This is a genomic window from Pseudomonas sp. 02C 26, from assembly GCF_002843585.1.
Classification (GTDB): Bacteria; Pseudomonadota; Gammaproteobacteria; order Pseudomonadales; family Pseudomonadaceae; genus Aquipseudomonas; species Aquipseudomonas shirazensis.
On sequence record NZ_CP025262.1, the window covers coordinates 4,304,473 to 4,321,133 of the forward strand.

At 64.7% G+C, this 16,661-nt stretch carries 15 protein-coding genes; 7 read left to right on the forward strand and 8 right to left on the reverse strand.

The features are described 5' to 3' along the window. Positions 1–11 precede the first annotated feature (11 nt). From CXQ80_RS19625 to CXQ80_RS19645, 5 genes are all read left to right on the forward strand, one after another. Entirely contained in the window at positions 12–1,169 is a 1,158-nt protein-coding gene (locus tag CXQ80_RS19625; protein WP_101322049.1) for an alginate O-acetyltransferase, read from the forward strand. 17 nt (positions 1,170–1,186) lie between these two features. Then, positions 1,187–1,834: an alginate O-acetyltransferase AlgF gene (locus tag CXQ80_RS19630; protein ID WP_101322050.1), complete on the forward strand. Its 648-nt coding sequence runs from the start codon at positions 1,187–1,189 to the stop codon at positions 1,832–1,834. Positions 1,835–1,866: 32 nt separating this feature from the next. After that, positions 1,867–3,321, forward strand: coding sequence for a mannose-1-phosphate guanylyltransferase/mannose-6-phosphate isomerase (locus CXQ80_RS19635; RefSeq protein ID WP_101322051.1), 1,455 nt, complete (start codon positions 1,867–1,869; stop codon positions 3,319–3,321). Between the two features lie 234 nt (positions 3,322–3,555). Beyond that, positions 3,556–4,020: a multidrug transporter gene (locus CXQ80_RS19640; protein ID WP_101322052.1), complete on the forward strand. Its 465-nt coding sequence runs from the start codon at positions 3,556–3,558 to the stop codon at positions 4,018–4,020. 59 nt (positions 4,021–4,079) lie between these two features. Beyond that, positions 4,080–4,904 carry an SDR family oxidoreductase gene (locus CXQ80_RS19645; protein WP_101322053.1) on the forward strand — a complete coding sequence of 275 codons (825 nt, stop codon included), beginning with the start codon at positions 4,080–4,082 and terminating at the stop codon, positions 4,902–4,904. Here the strand turns inward: CXQ80_RS19645 and CXQ80_RS19650 are convergent. The 4 genes from CXQ80_RS19650 to CXQ80_RS19665 all read right to left on the reverse strand — a co-directional run bounded on the left by CXQ80_RS19650 (position 4,890) and on the right by CXQ80_RS19665 (position 9,992). After that, a complete protein-coding gene (locus tag CXQ80_RS19650; RefSeq protein ID WP_101322054.1) occupies positions 4,890–6,356 on the reverse strand; it encodes an efflux transporter outer membrane subunit in 1,467 nt (488 codons plus the stop codon). The genes CXQ80_RS19645 and CXQ80_RS19650 overlap by 15 nt on opposite strands. Further along, positions 6,353–7,414, reverse strand: a complete 1,062-nt coding sequence (locus tag CXQ80_RS19655) for an HlyD family secretion protein (protein ID WP_101322055.1) — start codon at positions 7,412–7,414, stop codon at positions 6,353–6,355. The genes CXQ80_RS19650 and CXQ80_RS19655 overlap by 4 nt, the downstream gene beginning before the upstream one ends. A gap of 27 nt (positions 7,415–7,441) precedes the next feature. Beyond that, on the reverse strand, positions 7,442–8,962 hold the full coding sequence (locus CXQ80_RS19660) for an MFS transporter (RefSeq protein WP_101322056.1): 1,521 nt from the start codon (positions 8,960–8,962) through the stop codon (positions 7,442–7,444). A gap of 121 nt (positions 8,963–9,083) precedes the next feature. Further along, positions 9,084–9,992, reverse strand: a complete 909-nt coding sequence (locus CXQ80_RS19665) for a LysR family transcriptional regulator (RefSeq protein ID WP_101322057.1) — start codon at positions 9,990–9,992, stop codon at positions 9,084–9,086. A gap of 153 nt (positions 9,993–10,145) precedes the next feature. On the opposite strand from CXQ80_RS19665, the gene CXQ80_RS19670 reads away from it, so the two are divergent. Further along, complete coding sequence (locus CXQ80_RS19670) at positions 10,146–10,595, forward strand: universal stress protein (RefSeq protein ID WP_101322058.1); 450 nt, start codon at positions 10,146–10,148, stop codon at positions 10,593–10,595. A gap of 172 nt (positions 10,596–10,767) precedes the next feature. Here CXQ80_RS19670 and CXQ80_RS19675 read toward each other — a convergent pair whose 3' ends face one another. From CXQ80_RS19675 to CXQ80_RS19690, 4 genes are read right to left on the reverse strand one after another with little or no spacing between them, the layout of a single operon-like run. Further along, positions 10,768–11,628 carry an HlyD family secretion protein gene (locus CXQ80_RS19675; RefSeq protein WP_101322059.1) on the reverse strand — a complete coding sequence of 287 codons (861 nt, stop codon included), beginning with the start codon at positions 11,626–11,628 and terminating at the stop codon, positions 10,768–10,770. 10 nt (positions 11,629–11,638) lie between these two features. Continuing rightward, positions 11,639–11,839, reverse strand: coding sequence for a DUF1656 domain-containing protein (locus tag CXQ80_RS19680; RefSeq protein WP_101322060.1), 201 nt, complete (start codon positions 11,837–11,839; stop codon positions 11,639–11,641). After that, the gene (locus tag CXQ80_RS19685; RefSeq protein ID WP_101322061.1) at positions 11,829–13,991 is read right to left on the reverse strand and encodes an FUSC family protein; all 2,163 of its coding nucleotides are present in this window, start codon (positions 13,989–13,991) and stop codon (positions 11,829–11,831) included. Before CXQ80_RS19685 ends, CXQ80_RS19680 begins: the two co-directional genes overlap by 11 nt. After that, positions 13,988–15,514: an efflux transporter outer membrane subunit gene (locus tag CXQ80_RS19690; protein ID WP_101322062.1), complete on the reverse strand. Its 1,527-nt coding sequence runs from the start codon at positions 15,512–15,514 to the stop codon at positions 13,988–13,990. Before CXQ80_RS19690 ends, CXQ80_RS19685 begins: the two co-directional genes overlap by 4 nt. 177 nt (positions 15,515–15,691) lie before the next feature. Here CXQ80_RS19690 and CXQ80_RS19695 point away from each other — a divergent pair, with 177 nt between their 5' ends. After that, a complete protein-coding gene (locus CXQ80_RS19695; protein WP_101322063.1) occupies positions 15,692–16,639 on the forward strand; it encodes a LysR family transcriptional regulator in 948 nt (315 codons plus the stop codon). Positions 16,640–16,661 lie beyond the last annotated feature (22 nt).

Consider the following 16,661-nt stretch of genomic DNA (forward strand, 5'->3'; position numbering starts at 1 on the left):
CACGGACGACCATGACCCGGACACTTCGCATCACCTACTCGCTGACCTTCCTTGGCCTGCTCACCGGCCTTGGCGTGTGGTCGCTGAGCGGCGCTTCGAGCTTTCAGCGCACCGAGCAGATGACGGTGCTCAACGGCAAGCTGGCCAAGGCCGCCGAGACCCATTACGACGAGCAGTTCCCGATCAAGCGCCTGAGCACCAACCTGTGGGCCGCACTGGACTACAAGCTGTTCAACGAAGGCCGCCCCGGCGTGGTGCTGGGCCGCGAGCAATGGCTGTTCAGCGACGAAGAGTTCAAACCCACCGCCGGTGCCGACCAGCTGATGCAGGACAACCTGGCGCTGATCCGCGGCGTGCGCGACACCCTGCAACGCCAGGGCGTGCAGCTGGTGCTGGCGATCATCCCGGCCAAGGCGCGGATCTACTCCGAGTACCTCGGCGAAGAGCAGCCGGCCAGCCTGCATGGTGACCTGTACAACCAGTTCCATGCCCAGGCACGCCAGGCCAACGTGTTTGCCCCTGACCTGCAGGCGCCAATGGAGCAAGCCAAAGCCCGCGGCCAGGTATTCCTGCGCACCGACACGCACTGGACCCCGCTGGGCGCCGAAGTCGCCGCGCAGACCGTGGCCCAAGCCGTGTCCCGGCAAAAACTGCTGCAAGCCGAACCCCAGGCCTACGTCACCGACGCTGGCAGCAGTGCGCCGTACAAAGGCGACCTGACCAACTTCCTGCCGCTCGACCCGCTGTTCAGCGAGTTGCTGCCAGCGCCGGACAACCTGCAAAAACGCACTACCCGCCCAGCGGCCGGCAACGCCGACAGCGGTGACGCGCTGTTCGCCGACAGCCAGATCCCGGTGGCGCTGGTTGGCACCAGCTACAGCGCCAACCCGCACTGGAATTTCCTCGGCGCGCTGCAGCAGGCGCTGCACAGCGATGTCGCCAACTACGCCGAAGACGGCCATGGGCCGTTGCTGCCGATGCTCAAGTACCTGCAAAGCGACGCCTTCAAGGATGCCCCGCCGCAAGTGGTGGTGTGGGAGTTCCCGGAACGCTATCTGCCGATGAAAAACGACCTCAGCGGGTTCGACCCGCAGTGGATCGCGCAATTGAAGAACACCCGTAAATCCGAAGAAAACCTGGCCCTGTCGTCCAATCGGACGGAACACTGAAAGAGAGGAACACGCACATGTCCAACAAGCCATCTTTTGCCAAAGTCTTCACCCTCGCTGCGGGCCTGTCGCTGGCCTCGCTGCAAGCCTTCGCCGGCGCCGACGCCGCACTGTACGGCCCAAGCGCACCGAAAGGCTCAAGCTTCGTGCGCCTGTACAACGCCAGCAGCGCACCGGCTGCCGCCAGTGTCGGCAACACCCAGATCAAGCAGGTCGGCGCGCAGTCCAGCAGTGACTTCAGCTTCCTCCCGGGCGGCGACTACAGCGCCCAGGTCGGTGGCAAGTCGGTGCCGGTGAAGCTCGCCTCGGACAAGTATTACACCCTGGTCAACAACGCCAGCGGCAGCCCGCAACTGATCGAAGAGCCACCGTTCAAGAACAAGCAAAAGGCTTTGGTGCGGGTGCAGAACCTCACCGACCAGGCGCTGACCCTGAAAACCGCCGACGGCAAGACCGAAGTGGTCAAGCCGGTAGCGGCCCATGCGCGCGGCGAGCGCGAGATCAATCCGGTCAAGGTCAACCTGGCCCTGTACCAAGGCGACAAGAAAGTCAGCGACATCAAACCTGTCGCGCTGGAACGCGGTGAAGCCGCCGTGCTGTACGTCACCGGCTCCGGCAGCAGCCTGGCCCCGGTGTGGGTAACCCGTCCTGTCTCGACCAACTGATTTCTGCCTCTATCAACCTTTGGAGAAACATCATGATTCCGGTAATCCTTTCTGGTGGTAGCGGTTCGCGTCTGTGGCCTTTGTCGCGTAAACAGTTCCCCAAGCAGTTCCTCGCCCTGACCGGTGAGCACACGCTGTTCCAGCAAACCCTCGAGCGCCTGGTGTTCGACGGCATGCAAGCGCCGATCGTGGTCTGCAACAAGGACCACAAGTTCATCGTCAACGAGCAGCTGACTGCACTGAACCTGCAGACCCAGGCGATCCTGATGGAGCCGTTTGGCCGCAACACCGCGCCGGCCGTGGCCATCACCGCGATGAAACTGGTCAATGAAGGCAGCGACGAGCTGATGCTGGTACTGCCGGCTGACCATGTAATCGATGACCAGAAGGCCCTGCAACGTGCCCTGGCCCTGGCCACCGTGGCGGCCGAGCGTGGCGAGATGGTGCTGTTCGGCGTGCCGGCGACCAAACCGGAAACCGGCTACGGCTACATCCGTTCCAGCCAGGATGCCCTGCTGCCGGAAGGCGTCGCCCGGGTTGCGCAGTTTGTCGAAAAGCCTGACGAAAAACGCGCCACCGAGTTCGTCCGCAGCGGCGGCTACTTCTGGAACAGCGGCATGTTCCTGTTCCGCGCCAGCCGCTTCCTCGAAGAGCTGAAAAAACACGATCCGGATATCTACGACACCTGCCTGCTGGCACTCGAGCGCAGCGAAGAAGACGGCGACTACCTGAGCATCGACGAAGCCACCTTCGCCTGCTGCCCGGACAACTCGATCGACTACGCCGTGATGGAAAAGACCCAGCGCGCCTGCGTGGTGCCACTGACCGCAGGCTGGAGCGACGTCGGCTGCTGGTCGTCGCTGTGGGATGTGCATGAGAAAGACGCCAACGGCAACGTCACCAAAGGCGACGTGGTGGTGCAGGACAGCCACAACTGCATGATCCACGGCAACGGCAAGCTGGTCTCGGTTATCGGTCTTGAGAACATCGTCGTGGTCGAGACCAAGGACGCCATGATGATTGCCCACAAGGACAAGGTCCAGGGCGTCAAGCAGATGGTCAACACCCTCGACAAGCAAGGCCGCAGCGAGACCCAGAACCATCTTGAGGTGTATCGCCCATGGGGCTCGTACGACTCGGTGGACATGGGCGGCCGCTTCCAGGTCAAGCACATCACCGTCAAGCCCGGCGCCAGCCTGTCGCTGCAGATGCACCACCACCGCGCCGAGCATTGGATCGTGGTATCGGGCACGGCTGAAGTGACCTGTGACGAGAACGTGTTCCTGCTCACCGAAAACCAATCGACCTACATCCCGATCGCCTCGGTGCACCGCTTGCGCAACCCGGGCAAGATCCCGCTGGAAATCATCGAAGTGCAGTCCGGCAGCTACCTGGGTGAAGACGACATCGAACGCTTCGAAGACGTCTACGGCCGCAGCGCCACGCCGATCGAGCGCGGCGTTTCGGTGAAAACCATCGCCCAGTAATCCTTCCAGCCATACACGGTCCGTGTAGGAGCGGCCTTGTGTCGCGAAAGGCCAGCGTAGCTGGCCCGGCAATGTCAGCGGCGAAGCTGAAAATGCGGGGCCGCTACGCAGCCCTTTCGCGACACAAGGCCGCTCCTACACGCGACCGCGTCGTCCATGTCGCACCGTTTTTCACCCCCACCACTATTTCAGCTAGGATGTGCAAAACCCGCACACCCAAGGCTTGCCCTTCCCATGATCATCGGCGCCCTGCTCATCCTGACCTGGCTGGTCCTGCTCATTCGCTACCCGGCCAAGGCCCTGCCGATTTCCCTGGCTGCTGTACTCGGCCTCGGTTTGATCGCCCTCTGGGTTGCCTGGCAGGACACCCGCGAATCCAACCAGCTGGCCCGCCTCGACCTGCGCCTGCAATATGCCCCTGAACTGTGCCCAGCCGACCGCAGCCTGCGCGTGAGCATGAAAAACGCCAACAGCGTGCCGCTCACCGAACTGCGCTGGCAGGTCGGCGCCTACGCCCCCGGCGACACGGTCAACCTCGCCGAAAACACCTACAGCACGCCGCGCTATCGCGGCCCCGGCGACTTGCAGCCAGGCGCCGAGTGGAACGACTGCCTGCCACTGCCGCCGTTGCGCTCCGGCTACCGCGCGCAAACCCTGGAGTTTCGTGCCGAACGCCTGCAAGGCTCGTTTGCCAACTAGCCGCAGGCTGATTTGTCTGGGGTATGATCGAGTACCTTGCACAGCCCACAGGCCCCGCCATGCCCACAGTCCTGATCACCGGTTGCTCCAGCGGCATCGGCCGCGCCCTTGCCGATGCCTTTCGTGATGCCGGTCATGAGGTCTGGGCCACCGCGCGCAAGCCCGAAGCTGTTGCCCAACTGGCTGCAGCGGGCTTTACCGCGCGACAGTTGGACGTCAATGACAGCGCCGAGCTGGCACGCCTCACAGATGAGCTGCAAGCCAGCCATGGCGGCCTCGATATCCTCATCAACAATGCCGGCTACGGCGCCATGGGCCCTGTGCTCGATGGCGGTGTCGATGGGTTGCGCGAGCAATTCGAAACCAACGTGTTCGCGCTGGTTGGGGTCACTCGCACGCTGTTCCCGCTGCTGCGGCGTAATCGCGGCCTGGTCATTAACATCGGTAGCGTCTCTGGCGTGCTGGTGACGCCATTTGCCGGTACTTATTGCGCGTCCAAGGCCGCTGTGCACGCGCTGAACACCGCGCTGCGCCTGGAGCTGGCGCCGTTTGGCATTCGCGTGATGGAAGTCCAGCCCGGCGCCATCGCTTCGCAATTTGCCAGCAACGCCCAGCAGCAGGCTGAACACCTGATAGCGGCAGATTCACCGTGGTGGCCGCTGCGCGAGCACATCCGCGCGCGAGCGCGCGCCTCGCAGGACAAGCCAACGCCAACCGCCGAGTTCGCCCAAGGCGTGCTGGCGGCAGCGGGCAAGTCACCGGTGCCGGCCCTGGTGCGGCTGGGCAACGGCAGCCGGGCGCTGCCACTGTTGGCGTGGCTGCTGCCGCGACGTTTGCTCGACAGCATCCTGCGCAAGCGCTTTGGCCTGTTACGACCGCTCTGACAGCCAAGCCTTCGGCGGCGCCTCGGCGAACGCTTGCCAGCCGCCACCGAGCGCCTTGTACAAGCCGACCATCGCCTGCGAGACGGCCGCCGAGCTGTCGATCCACTGCTCTTCGCTGGCCAGCAGCGCCGTCTGCACCGTGAGCACGTTGAGAAAGTCCACCGCGCCTTCCACGTACTGCTGCTGAGCGGTGTCCAGGGCGATGCGGTTTTCGCGCACGGCCTCGGCCAGGTGATCGCGGCGCAGCTGGCTGGCGTTGTACAGGCGCAGCACATTGTCGATTTCGTGCCAGGCGCCGAGCACCACCTTGCGGTAGTTCAGCGCGGCCTCCTGCTGCTGCGTTTCACGCAACTGCAGCGTGCCCTTGAGCCGGCCACCTTCAAAGATCGGCAGCGACAGTTGCGGGCCAAAAGCAAACCGTCGTGAGTCCCAGCCGCCAAAGTCCGCCAATTGCAGGGCCTGCATACCGACGTTGCCCGACAGCCGAATACGCGGATAGAAGTCCGCCTTGGCCACGCCGATGCTGGCAGTTGCCGCATGCAGGCGTGCTTCGGCCTGGCGAATATCCGGGCGGCGCTCGGCCAACTCCGACGGCAAGCCAACCGCAAAGCGCTGCTGCGGCACCGGCAGTTCGCCCGGCGCCAGCAGCTCGGCCTGCAAACTGCGCGGCGGTTCGGCGGCGAGCAGGCTGAGGGCATTGATCAGGTCGTCACGCCTCGCTTGCAAGGTAGGTAAACGCGCTTCGATCGAGGCAACCTGAGCGCTGGCCTGGGCAACATCCAGGCGCGTCGCGACGCCCTCGGCCTGACGGTCGCGGGACAGTTGCAGGCTGTGCCGGGCGACCTTGAGATTGTTTTCGGTCACCTCCAGCGTTTGCTGCACGGCCCGCAACTGGATGTAATCGCCGGCGGTCTCTGCGAGCAGCGCCAGCAATACGCCGCGGCGGTCCTCTTCGGCAACCGCCACGCTCGCATCGGCAGCTTCCACCTGACGGCGCACCCGGCCCCACAGATCCAGCTCCCAGCCCGCAACCAGGTCGCCCTGCCAAAGGTTGTAGGCCGATTTGCCGGCATTGCCGGACGGGTCATTCAGACCCTCGGCACTGTTGCGCGCGCGACTGTAGCCGGCATCCAGACCTAACGAAGGCGTCTCGTCAGCTGCAATCGTGCTGCGCAGCGCGCGGCTTTGCAGCAAGCGCGCACTGGCAATCTGCAGATCGAGGTTGTTGGCGGCGACGCGCTGGATCAGCGCGCTCAGCCTGGCATCCTGAAAACTCTCCCACCAACGCACTTGCAGTGGTTCGGCCAGGGGCTGGCTGGCGGCGGCCTCACCTTGCACCGGCGCCCATTGCTGTGGAGCCTGGCTGGCCGGGCGCTGAAAATCTGGGCCCAGGCTGCAACCGGCCAATGCGACAGCGAGCAGCAACGGGCTGAAGCGGACAAGTGCGCTCATCGCGTGCTCACCTGCTGGCTGTCGAGCGAATCGCCCTGTGTGTCGATAGTGACCACCACCGACATGCCCACGCGCAGGCGCGACAGCAACGGCTGGCCATCATCGAAAACGATCTTCACCGGTATCCGCTGCACAACTTTGGTGAAGTTGCCGGTGGCGTTGTCGGGTTTGACTGCGGCAAAGGTCACGCCGGTGGCAGGGGCGATGCTCTGCACATGGCCTTTGAGGGTCACGTCGGAATAGGTATCGACGCTGATGCTGACCGGCTGCCCCGGTTGCACATGGGTCAGCTGGGTTTCCTGGAAGTTACCGACCACGTAGGCCTGCTCCAGCGGCACCACCGACAGTAGTCGGGCGCCGGGGGTGACATAGGCGCCAACCCGCAGGGCGCGCTCGCCGACCATGCCCGCTACCGGCGCAGTAATGCGGGTGTGCGACAGGTCCAACTGGGCCTTGTCGACACCGGCTTCAGCGCGCTTGAGCTGGCCATCGGCGCTGGCGACCTGAGCCGTGAGAATATCCACCTGCTTGCGCGTCGCTACCAATGCGGCCTGGCTGTTGGCTTGTTGCGCCCGCGCCTGATCGACCCGGCTGCGCGCTTGTTGCGCGTTCTGCACGGTGCCCGCGCCCTGCTCGGCCAGGCGGCCGTAGCGTTTGACCTCCTGTTCGGCAAACGCCGCCTGCGCCTGAGCCGCCTTGAACGCGGCCTCGGCCTGGGCGATCAGCGCAGCCTGGCGTTCGAGGGTGGCGCGCGCATCGGCGCTCTGCGCCTGGGCGACCAGCACCTGTGCCTGCGCGGCGGCCAACGCCGCCTCATAGTCGCGGGCATCGATGGTGGCCAGCAGCTGACCAGCCTGGACCTGCTGGTTGTCTTCGACCAGCACCTCCTGGATAAACCCGGCAACCTTGGGCGCCACTACGGTGTAGTCCGCGCTGACATAGGCATCGTTGGTCTGCTGCCGGTGATCACTGCCCAGCAGCCACGGCCCAACCAGTGCAGCCAGCACAGCCACGGCCAGCACCGAGCCGATGACGATAGTCTTGCGATTGTTGCTCATGTTCAGTGTTCTCGAATTCAGTCGGGTTCAGGCCACCGCGCGGGGTGGGTAAACCCGGGTGGGCGCAAAAGGAATCAGGCAAATCAGGATCACGGCGACGCAGGCCAGCAGCAGGTAGAGGTCGGCCGAGGTCAGCACCAGCGCCTGCTGGTGCACGCGCTGAGCCAGCCCGGCTGTGCGGTCATCAAGCAGCGGTGCATTGCCCAGGCTGTCCACCAGGTGATTGGAATGAAAGTGCCGGCGCAGCGTGCCGACGGCTTCCAGCAGGCCCGCAGCGATCACTGCGGCAAGGCCTTTGACGGTGTTGAACCAGGCCGAAGCGAACGGCCCTTCCTGCGGCGACATGCCGTTGGTGGACAGCATCAGCAACGGCAGCACGGCCATCGGTTGGCCGAACACCTGCAACAGGTAAAAGCCGTAGAAATCATTGCGAATCCACTGCGAGGTCAACTGGCTGCTGCCCACACAAGACAGCGCCAGCATGCCCAGGCCCAGCGCCAGCACCCAGCGGCAATCCACCGCGCGGATGTTGCATAGCGCGGCCGTCAACGGCAGCGCGATCAGTTGCGGCATCGCCACCAGCAGCATCAGCGGGCTGGACTGCGCCGGCCGGTAGCCCTGAATCTGCGCCAGGTACGCCGAAGGGATCGAGCCCAGCCCGGACAACACAATCAGCACCCCGGCGAGGGTCAGCAGGGCAAAACTCAGGTTGCGCCGCGAGAGCATGCGCAACTGAAAGAACGGCACCGGCTCGGACCACTCGTTGTACATGAACAGCAGCAACAGCAGCAGGCCGCCGCCGAGCAGCCAACAGATCAGCGGCGAGTCCAGCCAGCCCCAGCGGTCGCCCAGCGACAACCCGAGGACGATGCAGCTCAGTGCAGGCAAGCCCAGCAGCACGCCGCGCCAGTTAAACTGCTTGAAGCGCTCCAGCCGCAACGGGTCCTGCGGCAGGCCCCAGGCCACACAGGCCATGGCCAGCAGCGACGGCAGGATGATCTGCCAGAACGCCCATTGCCAGCCGACGTATTCGGTCCACAGGCCCGCCAGAGGTGTGCCGAGATTGGGTCCGAAGGTGGCGGTCAGGGCATAGCAGGCCAGGCCATAGACTTTGATTCCCGGTGGCAGAAAGCGCAGCGCCACGCTCATCAGCATCGGCGGCAAGGCGCCTGCGGCCAGGCCCTGAACGATCCGCAGCAGCATCAGGCTGTGCAGGTTCGGCGCGTAGGGTTGCAGCAGGCCCAGCAGGGCAAACACGGCTATTGCGCAAAGGGTGAAGCGACGCAGGGAAAAGGTCGTCGCCAGCCACGGCGAAAAGGCCATCGCCGACACCGACGCAGCCGCATACACCGCCAGCAACCAGGCGCCCTCGTCGGCACCAATGCCCATCGCGCCGCGAATGTCGTTCAAGGAAATCTTGGTGACCGCCTCGTTCAACCCGGCGCAGAGCACAGCCAGCAGCACACCGAACAGCCCGACCACCACGCGCAGGCCAAATGCGGCCTGAGCGGGGGCGGTAGCCGCAGGGGTGGCGGAAAGCGAGGTCATATCAGGGAAATCTCCAGCAACAAATTGCACTGGAGGCATTTTAAAAAGATCGAATGCTTACGAAAACTGACTTATCGCCAGCTTTAAAGTGCGTCAGACGCAATCCGCATGTGTCTCGAGTTCAAGGTTCAAGCCCGCAACAGGCCTTCAAGGTCTGGCGCAGCCAACGGTGCGCTGGGTCGCTATCAAAGCGCGGGTGCCAGGCCTGCATGACATTGACCCGCTCCAGCGCCAGCGGGATCTCGAACGAGCGCAGCGGCAGGCCGAGCTTGCTGACACTGCTGAGAATATTCGCCGGCATCGGCAGGATCAGGTCCGAATCGGGCAGAGAAAACAACGCCGAGTGGAAGCTCGGGGTGATCAGCGCTACCCGCCGCTGCACCTTGCAGTGGGCCAGTTCGACATCGATCGGCCCGTTGGCGCGCCCCCGGCGCGATACGCTGATCTGTGGATAACTGGCAAAGCTCTGCGCGGTCACCGGCTCGGCGAAGATCGGATGGTCCTGCCGCGCCAGGCCGATATAGAACGTCTGAAACAGGCTCTGGATCTTGATCTCCGGGCCCAGATCGACAGTCGAGCTGATGATCAGGTCGGTGCGCCCGTCACGCAGCACACTGTCGTCGTCCCCGCCTGGGCTTTCCGGGATGAAGCGCAGCACCGTGCGCGGCGCCTGCTCATGCATCATGCGCAGCAACTGCGCGCCGTACAGGGCAATGAACAGGTCATTGGTGCGGATGTTGAAGGCGCGGTCGAGGTTGGCCAGATCGACCGTATCGGCACTGCGAAAGACCTGCCCGGCCTGCTCCACCAGCACGCTGACCTGCTCGCGCAGGGCGAGCGCCCGTGGCGTCGGCACCAGGCCACGACCGGCGCGGACCAGAATCGGGTCACCGAGCGCATCGCGAATTCGCCCCAAGGTCCGGCTCATCGCCGCCGGGCTCAGGTTCATCCGCTGCGCAGCACCGACCACACTGCCCTCATCAAGCAAGGCATCAAGGGCAACCAGCAGGTTCATGTCCGGGAGTTGCATGGCCGGTTTCCGTGACTGTTGTGGGAATGTGCATGTTAACAGCTCGCACGATTGCGCCAGACGCAACGACGCCGTGCGTGCGGGGCCATTTATCCACAGCTGGCGCTCAGCTCAGAATGGCCTGCCGGCCACATCGCCTCGCGAGGACCCCCTATGCTCCGCTCTGTACTGATCGCCATCGACGCATCCCCTGCCACCAGCAACCTGCTGGCCCTGGCGCAACGCTTCTGCCGCCCCGATCTGCACCAGTTGCATGTGCTGCTGGCGATCGACTCGACCTTCGCCGTGCACGAGCAACCCGCGCCCTTCACCCAGGCTGAGCGCGAGGAATACCCCGCTGCCTGCGAAGAGCAGCAACACGCAGAGGCCGCCATCGCCGCCGCGGTACAGACCTTGCGCGCTGCCGGCTTTGCAACCGACGGCAGCCTGCGTGCCGACCAACCGGTAGACGCCATCGTCGCTCAAGCCCAGGCGCTGGACTGCGAACTGATCGTCATGGGCCACCGCCACCTGTCACGGCTGGGCCGGCTGCTGGATCCGTCGATCAGCGCCAAGGTGCTGGATCGGGTCGAAATACCGGTGCTGGTGGGGGTGACGGATTAGAAGCTTGCGTCTGGTTCGAGTACGCCGGGGGCGCTGCGCACCCCTTTCGCGACACAAGGCCGCTCCTACGGGGACCGCGTAAGTTGATCGTGCGCGGTCACCTGTAGGAGCGGCCTTGTGTCGCGAAAGGGCCGCGAAGCGGCCCCAGCAGTAATGGCCACTATCGCGTTCGCTACTTTCCACCTGGCCTCACCACCACCGTACAGGTCGTCCCCGCCGCCAACAGAAACCCCTCCGGCACTGCATCGATATGAATCCGCACCGGCACGCGCTGGGCCAGACGTACCCAGTTGAAGGTCGGGTTGACATCGGCGATCAGCTCACGGCTTTGTGGGTTGTCGCGGTCGTAGATGCCGCGGGCGATGCTCTCGACATGGCCGCTGAGGCGCTCGCCACTCATCATCTGCAACTCGGCCTGATCGCCGACACGCACGTGCGGCAGCTTGGTCTCCTCAAAAAAGCCGTAGACCCAGAACGAGTGCTCGTCGACCACCGCCATCACCGGCTCACCGATGCGCGCATAGTCGCCGCGGTGGACGTTGAGGTTGGTCACGTAGCCGTCGACGGTGGCAAGGATGCGCGTGCGTTTCAGGTCCAGCTCGGCGGCGGCCAGCTGCGCAAGGGCCTGCTGGTAATCGGCCTGGGCCGAGTTGGCGATGTTGCTGGCGTCGTCACGGTTTTCCTTGGAAATAACCAGGTTGTCGAGATCGGCCCGGCGCCTGGCGTTGACCTTGCGCATCTCCCAGGTGGCCTTGCGTGAAGCCACCAGCGCCTTGGCCTGGTCGAGCGCAACCTGGTAATGCTCGGCGTCGATCTGGATCAGCACATCGCCCTTCTTGACCCGCTGGTTATCGCGCACCGGCACATCGGTGACGTAGCCCGGCACATCGGCGGCGACATTGATGATGTCGGCGCGCACGCGGCCGTCGCGGGTCCACGGGGTAGTCATGTAGTGCAGCCACAGCTGGCGGCCGATGGCCACGGCTGCGACCAGCACCAGCAGGGTGGCGATCAGGCTGAAGAACTTTTTCATCGAGGGGTTCTCACCAGTAGACAGTCAGCGCCAGCGCGCCGAAGAGGCAGATGAACAGGCACAGGCGCAGCAGCGCCGGGTGCCAGAAGAAGCGGTAGCCGTCATGGCTGGCGATAAACCGGTCGAGGCCCCAGGCCAGTCCTGCGGCAAGCAGAAACAACAAGGTCATGGTCGGCATGTACACACCATGGAAGGCAATTTCACGGGGCATGCGGAAGTCCTTGCGCCAGTGGCGATTGCGGGTCGAGCAGCGAGCTGCGGATGAAGTGCAGGTAGCTCTGCGCACGGCGCAGCAGCGAGGTGTCGAAGTGCCGGGCGAACGGCTCGTCGGTGGCCTGCACGCGGCTGATGGCGTGGTCGACGGCGACCAGCGCGCGTTCGTGGTTGCTGGCGCTGGGCTGCAGGAACAACCGCGCCAGGGCACGGCCCATGACTCGGATCGCCTGGCGCCACGGCTGCGACTCGGCATAGGCCGGGTGCACGGGTGCGTTGTGCTGCTCCTTGCGCAGCTCGATCACGGCGTGGCCGATTTCCAGCACGACGAACATCCAGCGCATCAGTTGGCTCTGCACCTGCGGCTTGCCGGCAGCCAGGCCGTAGGCTTGATGGAGCAGGTCGCGGGTGCGGCTGTCGAAGGCCGAACCGAGCCCGCGCAGGCGCCCACCGATGGCGAACAGCACCTGCTCGCGCAAGTCCTGCTCCAGCCGGCTCCATAACCAGCGGCTGTTCGGCGGCAGGATGATGGCCCCGGCGGCGGCGCAGACCAGCATGCCCAGGAGCATGCCGATGTAGTCGTTGATGAAGGTGTACGGGTTGTACACAGTCAGGTTGTTCGGCACCGAGCCGATCGCGAAGAACACCAGCAGGCCGATCCCATAACCGGCATAGGCTGGTCGCGACGAGAGAAACGCGCCAAGCACGAACACCGGCGCCAGCACTATGCACAGCAGCGGGAAACCGTCGATCCAGGGGAACACGAAAAAGGTTTCGAAAAAGCCGATGAAGGCCCCGAGCAAAGTGCCGCAGGCCATCTGGAACGACATGCGTTTGGGGTTTGGCGAAGCCGCCGATAGACCGGCGGTGACGGTCGCGATCAGGGTCATCATCGCCCCGCTCGGCCAGTCGCTGAGCAGCCAATAGCTGCCGAGCAAGAGCAGTACCGCCGAGGCGCGCAGGCCGGCCGCCAGCGACACCAGCCAGTTGGTCCGCGACACGTACGGTTCGTCCCACTGCTCGCGCTGGTGGCTGTGCGCCGACAGTGAGGCGTGGGTCTGGGCATAGCTGAACATCTCGTCGACCAGGCGATAGAGCAGCTCAAAGGCCGTATGAAAATCGAGCAGCTCGGCTTCGCTGGGATGGGTTTGCAGATACTCGCTGCGCAGGCCGCGCACCTGGGCTTGCAGGCCATCTTTGTAGGCGGCCAGTTCGAGGGTCAGGCGCAATGCGTCGGCTTCGGTCAGGGCCCGGCCCACGTAGGGTTCGAGCAGCTCGACGAGGGTTTCCAGGCCCGGCTCGATGGCGCCGACAATCTGCAAAGGGCCGCGCGCGCGCAGCCGTTCGAGCAGTTGATAGAGGGCATTGAAGCGGGTGCTGATGGCCATGAACTCGCTGTTCATGCGCACCAGTCGGCCGCTGCGACGGCGCATGTGCGGATCTTCGAAGGCGGTGACGTTGCGCAGGCTCTCCAGGCCCACCGCCTCGGCGATGAAGCGCACATTGCTGGCCTCGAAACGGTCGCGCGGAGTGTTGCCGCGCAGCGCCTCGACCACCACCCCGGCAAACACGCCAAAGCGCTGGTACAAGGCGTTGCGCATGGCGGCGCTGGCCGACTGCGGCAGGATCGCCGCGCTGACCAGGGTCGACACGAGGATGCCCAGGGAGATTTCCAGCACCCGCCACACCGCCGCCATAAAGGCTTGATCGGGGTGCTCCAGTACCGGCAGGCCGATCATCGCTGCGGTGTAGCCGGCCAGCACGAAGCCATAGGCACGGAAGGTGCGATAGCGCATGGCCCCGGCCGAGCACAGGCCGACCCACAGCGCCAGGCTTGGCAAGAACAGCTCGCTGTTCTGCGGGAAGATCGCAATCAACGCGACCATCATCGCCGAGCCCGCCAAGGTGCCTAACACACGGTAAAAGCTCTTGGCGAAGACATGCCCACTCTGCGGCTGCATGACGATGAACACGGTGATCATCGCCGTGCGCGGCTGCGGCAGTTCCAGGCGCATGGCCAGCCACAGGGTAATGAACGCCGCCACCAGCACCTTGAAGATGTACACCCAGGTCACCCCGTCGGTGCGCGCCCAGGCAAAGAAGCCGCGGCGCCATTCCAGGCTGTGCAGCCAGTTCCAGAGCAGGCTCATCGGCGGTCGCCCAGACGATCGACTATGGCCAGGCTGGCCGGCGGTTTCGGCGCGGCCTGTTGCGCTGGCGCGGGCACGTCGTCCCCGGCCTGCAAGCCGCCGCCCAGCGCCGTGACCAGCTCGGCGTGAGCAGTCAGGCGCGCGGCCTGTACCTGCTGCTGAATCTGCTGCTGGCGAAACAGCAAGGTCTGCGCATTGAGCACGTTGACGTAGTCGGTCAGGCCGCGCTGGAAGGCCACCAGGGCGATGTCGTAGGTCTTCTGCGCGGCGGCCACCGACTGCTCGGCGAAGTGCGCCTGCTCGTGCATCGACTCACGGCGGATCAACTGGTCGGAGATGCCTTTCAACGCGCTGACCACCGTCTGGTTGTAGCGCGCCACCGCCACGTCATAACCGGCCGAAGCCACCCCCAGCTGTGCCCGCAGGCGGCCGCCATCGAACACCGGCAGGCTGATCGCCTGGCCGACGTTGTAGTTGAACTTGCGCCCGCTGAGAAACGCCAGCGCACCACCGCCGGTGGCCATGAACCCCAGGCTGCCGACCAGATCGACATTGGGCATGAAGCGGGCGTGGACGACTTCGATACCGCGCGCCTGAGCCGCCACCTGCCACCGCCTGGCGACTACATCCGGGCGCTGGCCGACCAGCTCGGCGGGCAGTGTCGAGGGCAATTGCAGCGGCGCGGCGAGAGCCAGAGTCGGCCGCTGCAACTGCGCGCCCTCGCCCGGGCCTTTGCCTGCCAACGCTGCCAGCTGGTTACGCGCCAGGGCAATCGCCTCGTTGACTGCATCCAGCTGGCGGTGGGTTTCGGGCAGCGGCGCCTCGGCCTGGCTGACTTCGAAGTGGGTGCCGATGCCGCCGTCAAGGCGACGCTTGGCCAGGACCACGAGCTGCTCCTGCTGCTCAAGCTCGGCCTGGACGATGTCGCGCTGAGCAAAGTGCAAGGCAAACTGGATGTAGACCTTGACCAGGTTGTTTTCCAGCTCGAGCTGGGCCTGCCGCGCTTCGGCCACGTTCATGTGCGCGAGGTCGAGCGCCTGCTCGCTGGCACTGCGCTCACCGCCCCACAGGTCGAGCGCGTAGCTCAAACCAAGGCCAGCGTTGTTGTCCCAGGTGTTGGCACCCGACAGCGCACCGGGGCCGTAGAACTGGTCCTCCGGCCAGTTGTGCCGTTTCAGGTTTGCCTGGCCATTGCCCTGCAGCTGCTCGGCCGCTTGACTGACACCGGCCAGTGCCCGCGCTTCGCGGACCCGCGCGGCGGCCATGGCCAGGCTTGGGCTGCCGGCTATGGCCAGTTCCAGCCAGCGATCCAGCTGGCGATCGCCATAGGCCTGCCACCACTGCTGGCGCGGCCAGTGGGCGTCCGTGGCGGCCTCGGCGATGGCGTGGTCAGTGAGCAGGGTGTTGGCTTGCAGCGTCTGGGTTTGCGGGGCGATGCCCCAGGTTCCGATACAGCCCGACAAGGTCAGGCTCAGGGCACAGGCACTGAGCGCACTCAGCGCTCCGATGATGCGACGCGGCACAGCTGCGATTTCCCGAGAAGTGGATGAGGCCGGGCAATTCTAGGGGGCCGCCGGACTGGCGATAAGCGCATAATCCTGCGAATCTTTGTTACCAAAACAGCGATAATCCGCCTTTGGTCGAAGCAACGAATTCGTAACTTCATGTCACAATTTCGGCCTCTATTTTGAGAGTGACCCATGGACACCCTGCAAAACATGCGTGCGTTCAGCTGCGTGGCCCAGCTGGGCAGCTTCACCGCCGCCGCTGTGCAACTGGATACCACCACCGCCAACGTGTCGCGAGCGGTCTCCAACCTGGAAGCCCATCTGCAAACCCGCCTGCTCAACCGGACCACCCGGCGCATTGCCCTGACCGAAGCGGGCAAGCGCTACCTGATGCGCTGCGAGCAGATCCTTACCTACGTCGAGGAAGCCGAAGCCGAAGCCAGCGACGCCCATGCGCGGCCCGGCGGGCAGTTGAAGGTGCACTCGATGACTGGCGTCGGCCAGCACTTCGTGGTCGATGCCATCGCTCGCTATCGCGAAACCCACCCGGACGTGACCTTTGACCTGACCATGGCCAACCGCGTCCCGGACCTGCTCGACGAGGGTTACGACGTGTCGATCGTGCTCGCCAGCGAGCTGCCCGACTCCGGCTTCGTCTCGCAGCGGCTGGGCATCACCTATAGCATCGTCTGTGCATCGCCGGAATACGTCGCCCGCCATGGCATGGCGCACAAGCCGGCCGATCTGCTCAAGCACGCCTGCTTGCGCATGGTCAGCCCGGTCATTCCGCTGGAAAAATGGCTGTTCGACGGGCCTGAGGGCCAGGAGCTGGTCAACATCAACAGCTCGCCGTTTCAGGTCAACTCAGCCGATGCGATGAAGACCGCGATCCGCTCGGGTATGGGCGTGGGCGTGCTGCCGATCTACTCGGCCATCGATGGCCTGCGCGATGGCAGCCTGGTGCGGGTGATGCCGGACTACCGCCTGCAGGAGCTGAACCTGTACGCGATATACCCGTCCCGGCAATATTTGGATGCCAAGATCAAGACCTGGGTCGAGTACCTGCGCAACTCGCTGCCGGAGATCCTCGCCGCCCATGAAGCCGACCTGAAAACCCACGAGCTGCTGGTTGCCCACTGAAAAAGCTGCTGCATTGGGGCCG

Coding starts and splice junctions, on each gene's coding strand:
- CXQ80_RS19625 (WP_101322049.1), top strand. CDS start 12: ATGACCCGGACACTTCGCATCACCTACTCGCTGACCTTCCTTGGCCTG.
- CXQ80_RS19630 (WP_101322050.1), top strand. CDS start 1,187: ATGTCCAACAAGCCATCTTTTGCCAAAGTCTTCACCCTCGCTGCGGGC.
- CXQ80_RS19635 (WP_101322051.1), top strand. CDS start 1,867: ATGATTCCGGTAATCCTTTCTGGTGGTAGCGGTTCGCGTCTGTGGCCT.
- CXQ80_RS19640 (WP_101322052.1), top strand. CDS start 3,556: ATGATCATCGGCGCCCTGCTCATCCTGACCTGGCTGGTCCTGCTCATT.
- CXQ80_RS19645 (WP_101322053.1), top strand. CDS start 4,080: ATGCCCACAGTCCTGATCACCGGTTGCTCCAGCGGCATCGGCCGCGCC.
- CXQ80_RS19650 (WP_101322054.1), bottom strand. CDS start 6,356: ATGAGCGCACTTGTCCGCTTCAGCCCGTTGCTGCTCGCTGTCGCATTG.
- CXQ80_RS19655 (WP_101322055.1), bottom strand. CDS start 7,414: ATGAGCAACAATCGCAAGACTATCGTCATCGGCTCGGTGCTGGCCGTG.
- CXQ80_RS19660 (WP_101322056.1), bottom strand. CDS start 8,962: ATGACCTCGCTTTCCGCCACCCCTGCGGCTACCGCCCCCGCTCAGGCC.
- CXQ80_RS19665 (WP_101322057.1), bottom strand. CDS start 9,992: ATGCAACTCCCGGACATGAACCTGCTGGTTGCCCTTGATGCCTTGCTT.
- CXQ80_RS19670 (WP_101322058.1), top strand. CDS start 10,146: ATGCTCCGCTCTGTACTGATCGCCATCGACGCATCCCCTGCCACCAGC.
- CXQ80_RS19675 (WP_101322059.1), bottom strand. CDS start 11,628: ATGAAAAAGTTCTTCAGCCTGATCGCCACCCTGCTGGTGCTGGTCGCA.
- CXQ80_RS19680 (WP_101322060.1), bottom strand. CDS start 11,839: ATGCCCCGTGAAATTGCCTTCCATGGTGTGTACATGCCGACCATGACC.
- CXQ80_RS19685 (WP_101322061.1), bottom strand. CDS start 13,991: ATGAGCCTGCTCTGGAACTGGCTGCACAGCCTGGAATGGCGCCGCGGC.
- CXQ80_RS19695 (WP_101322063.1), top strand. CDS start 15,692: ATGGACACCCTGCAAAACATGCGTGCGTTCAGCTGCGTGGCCCAGCTG.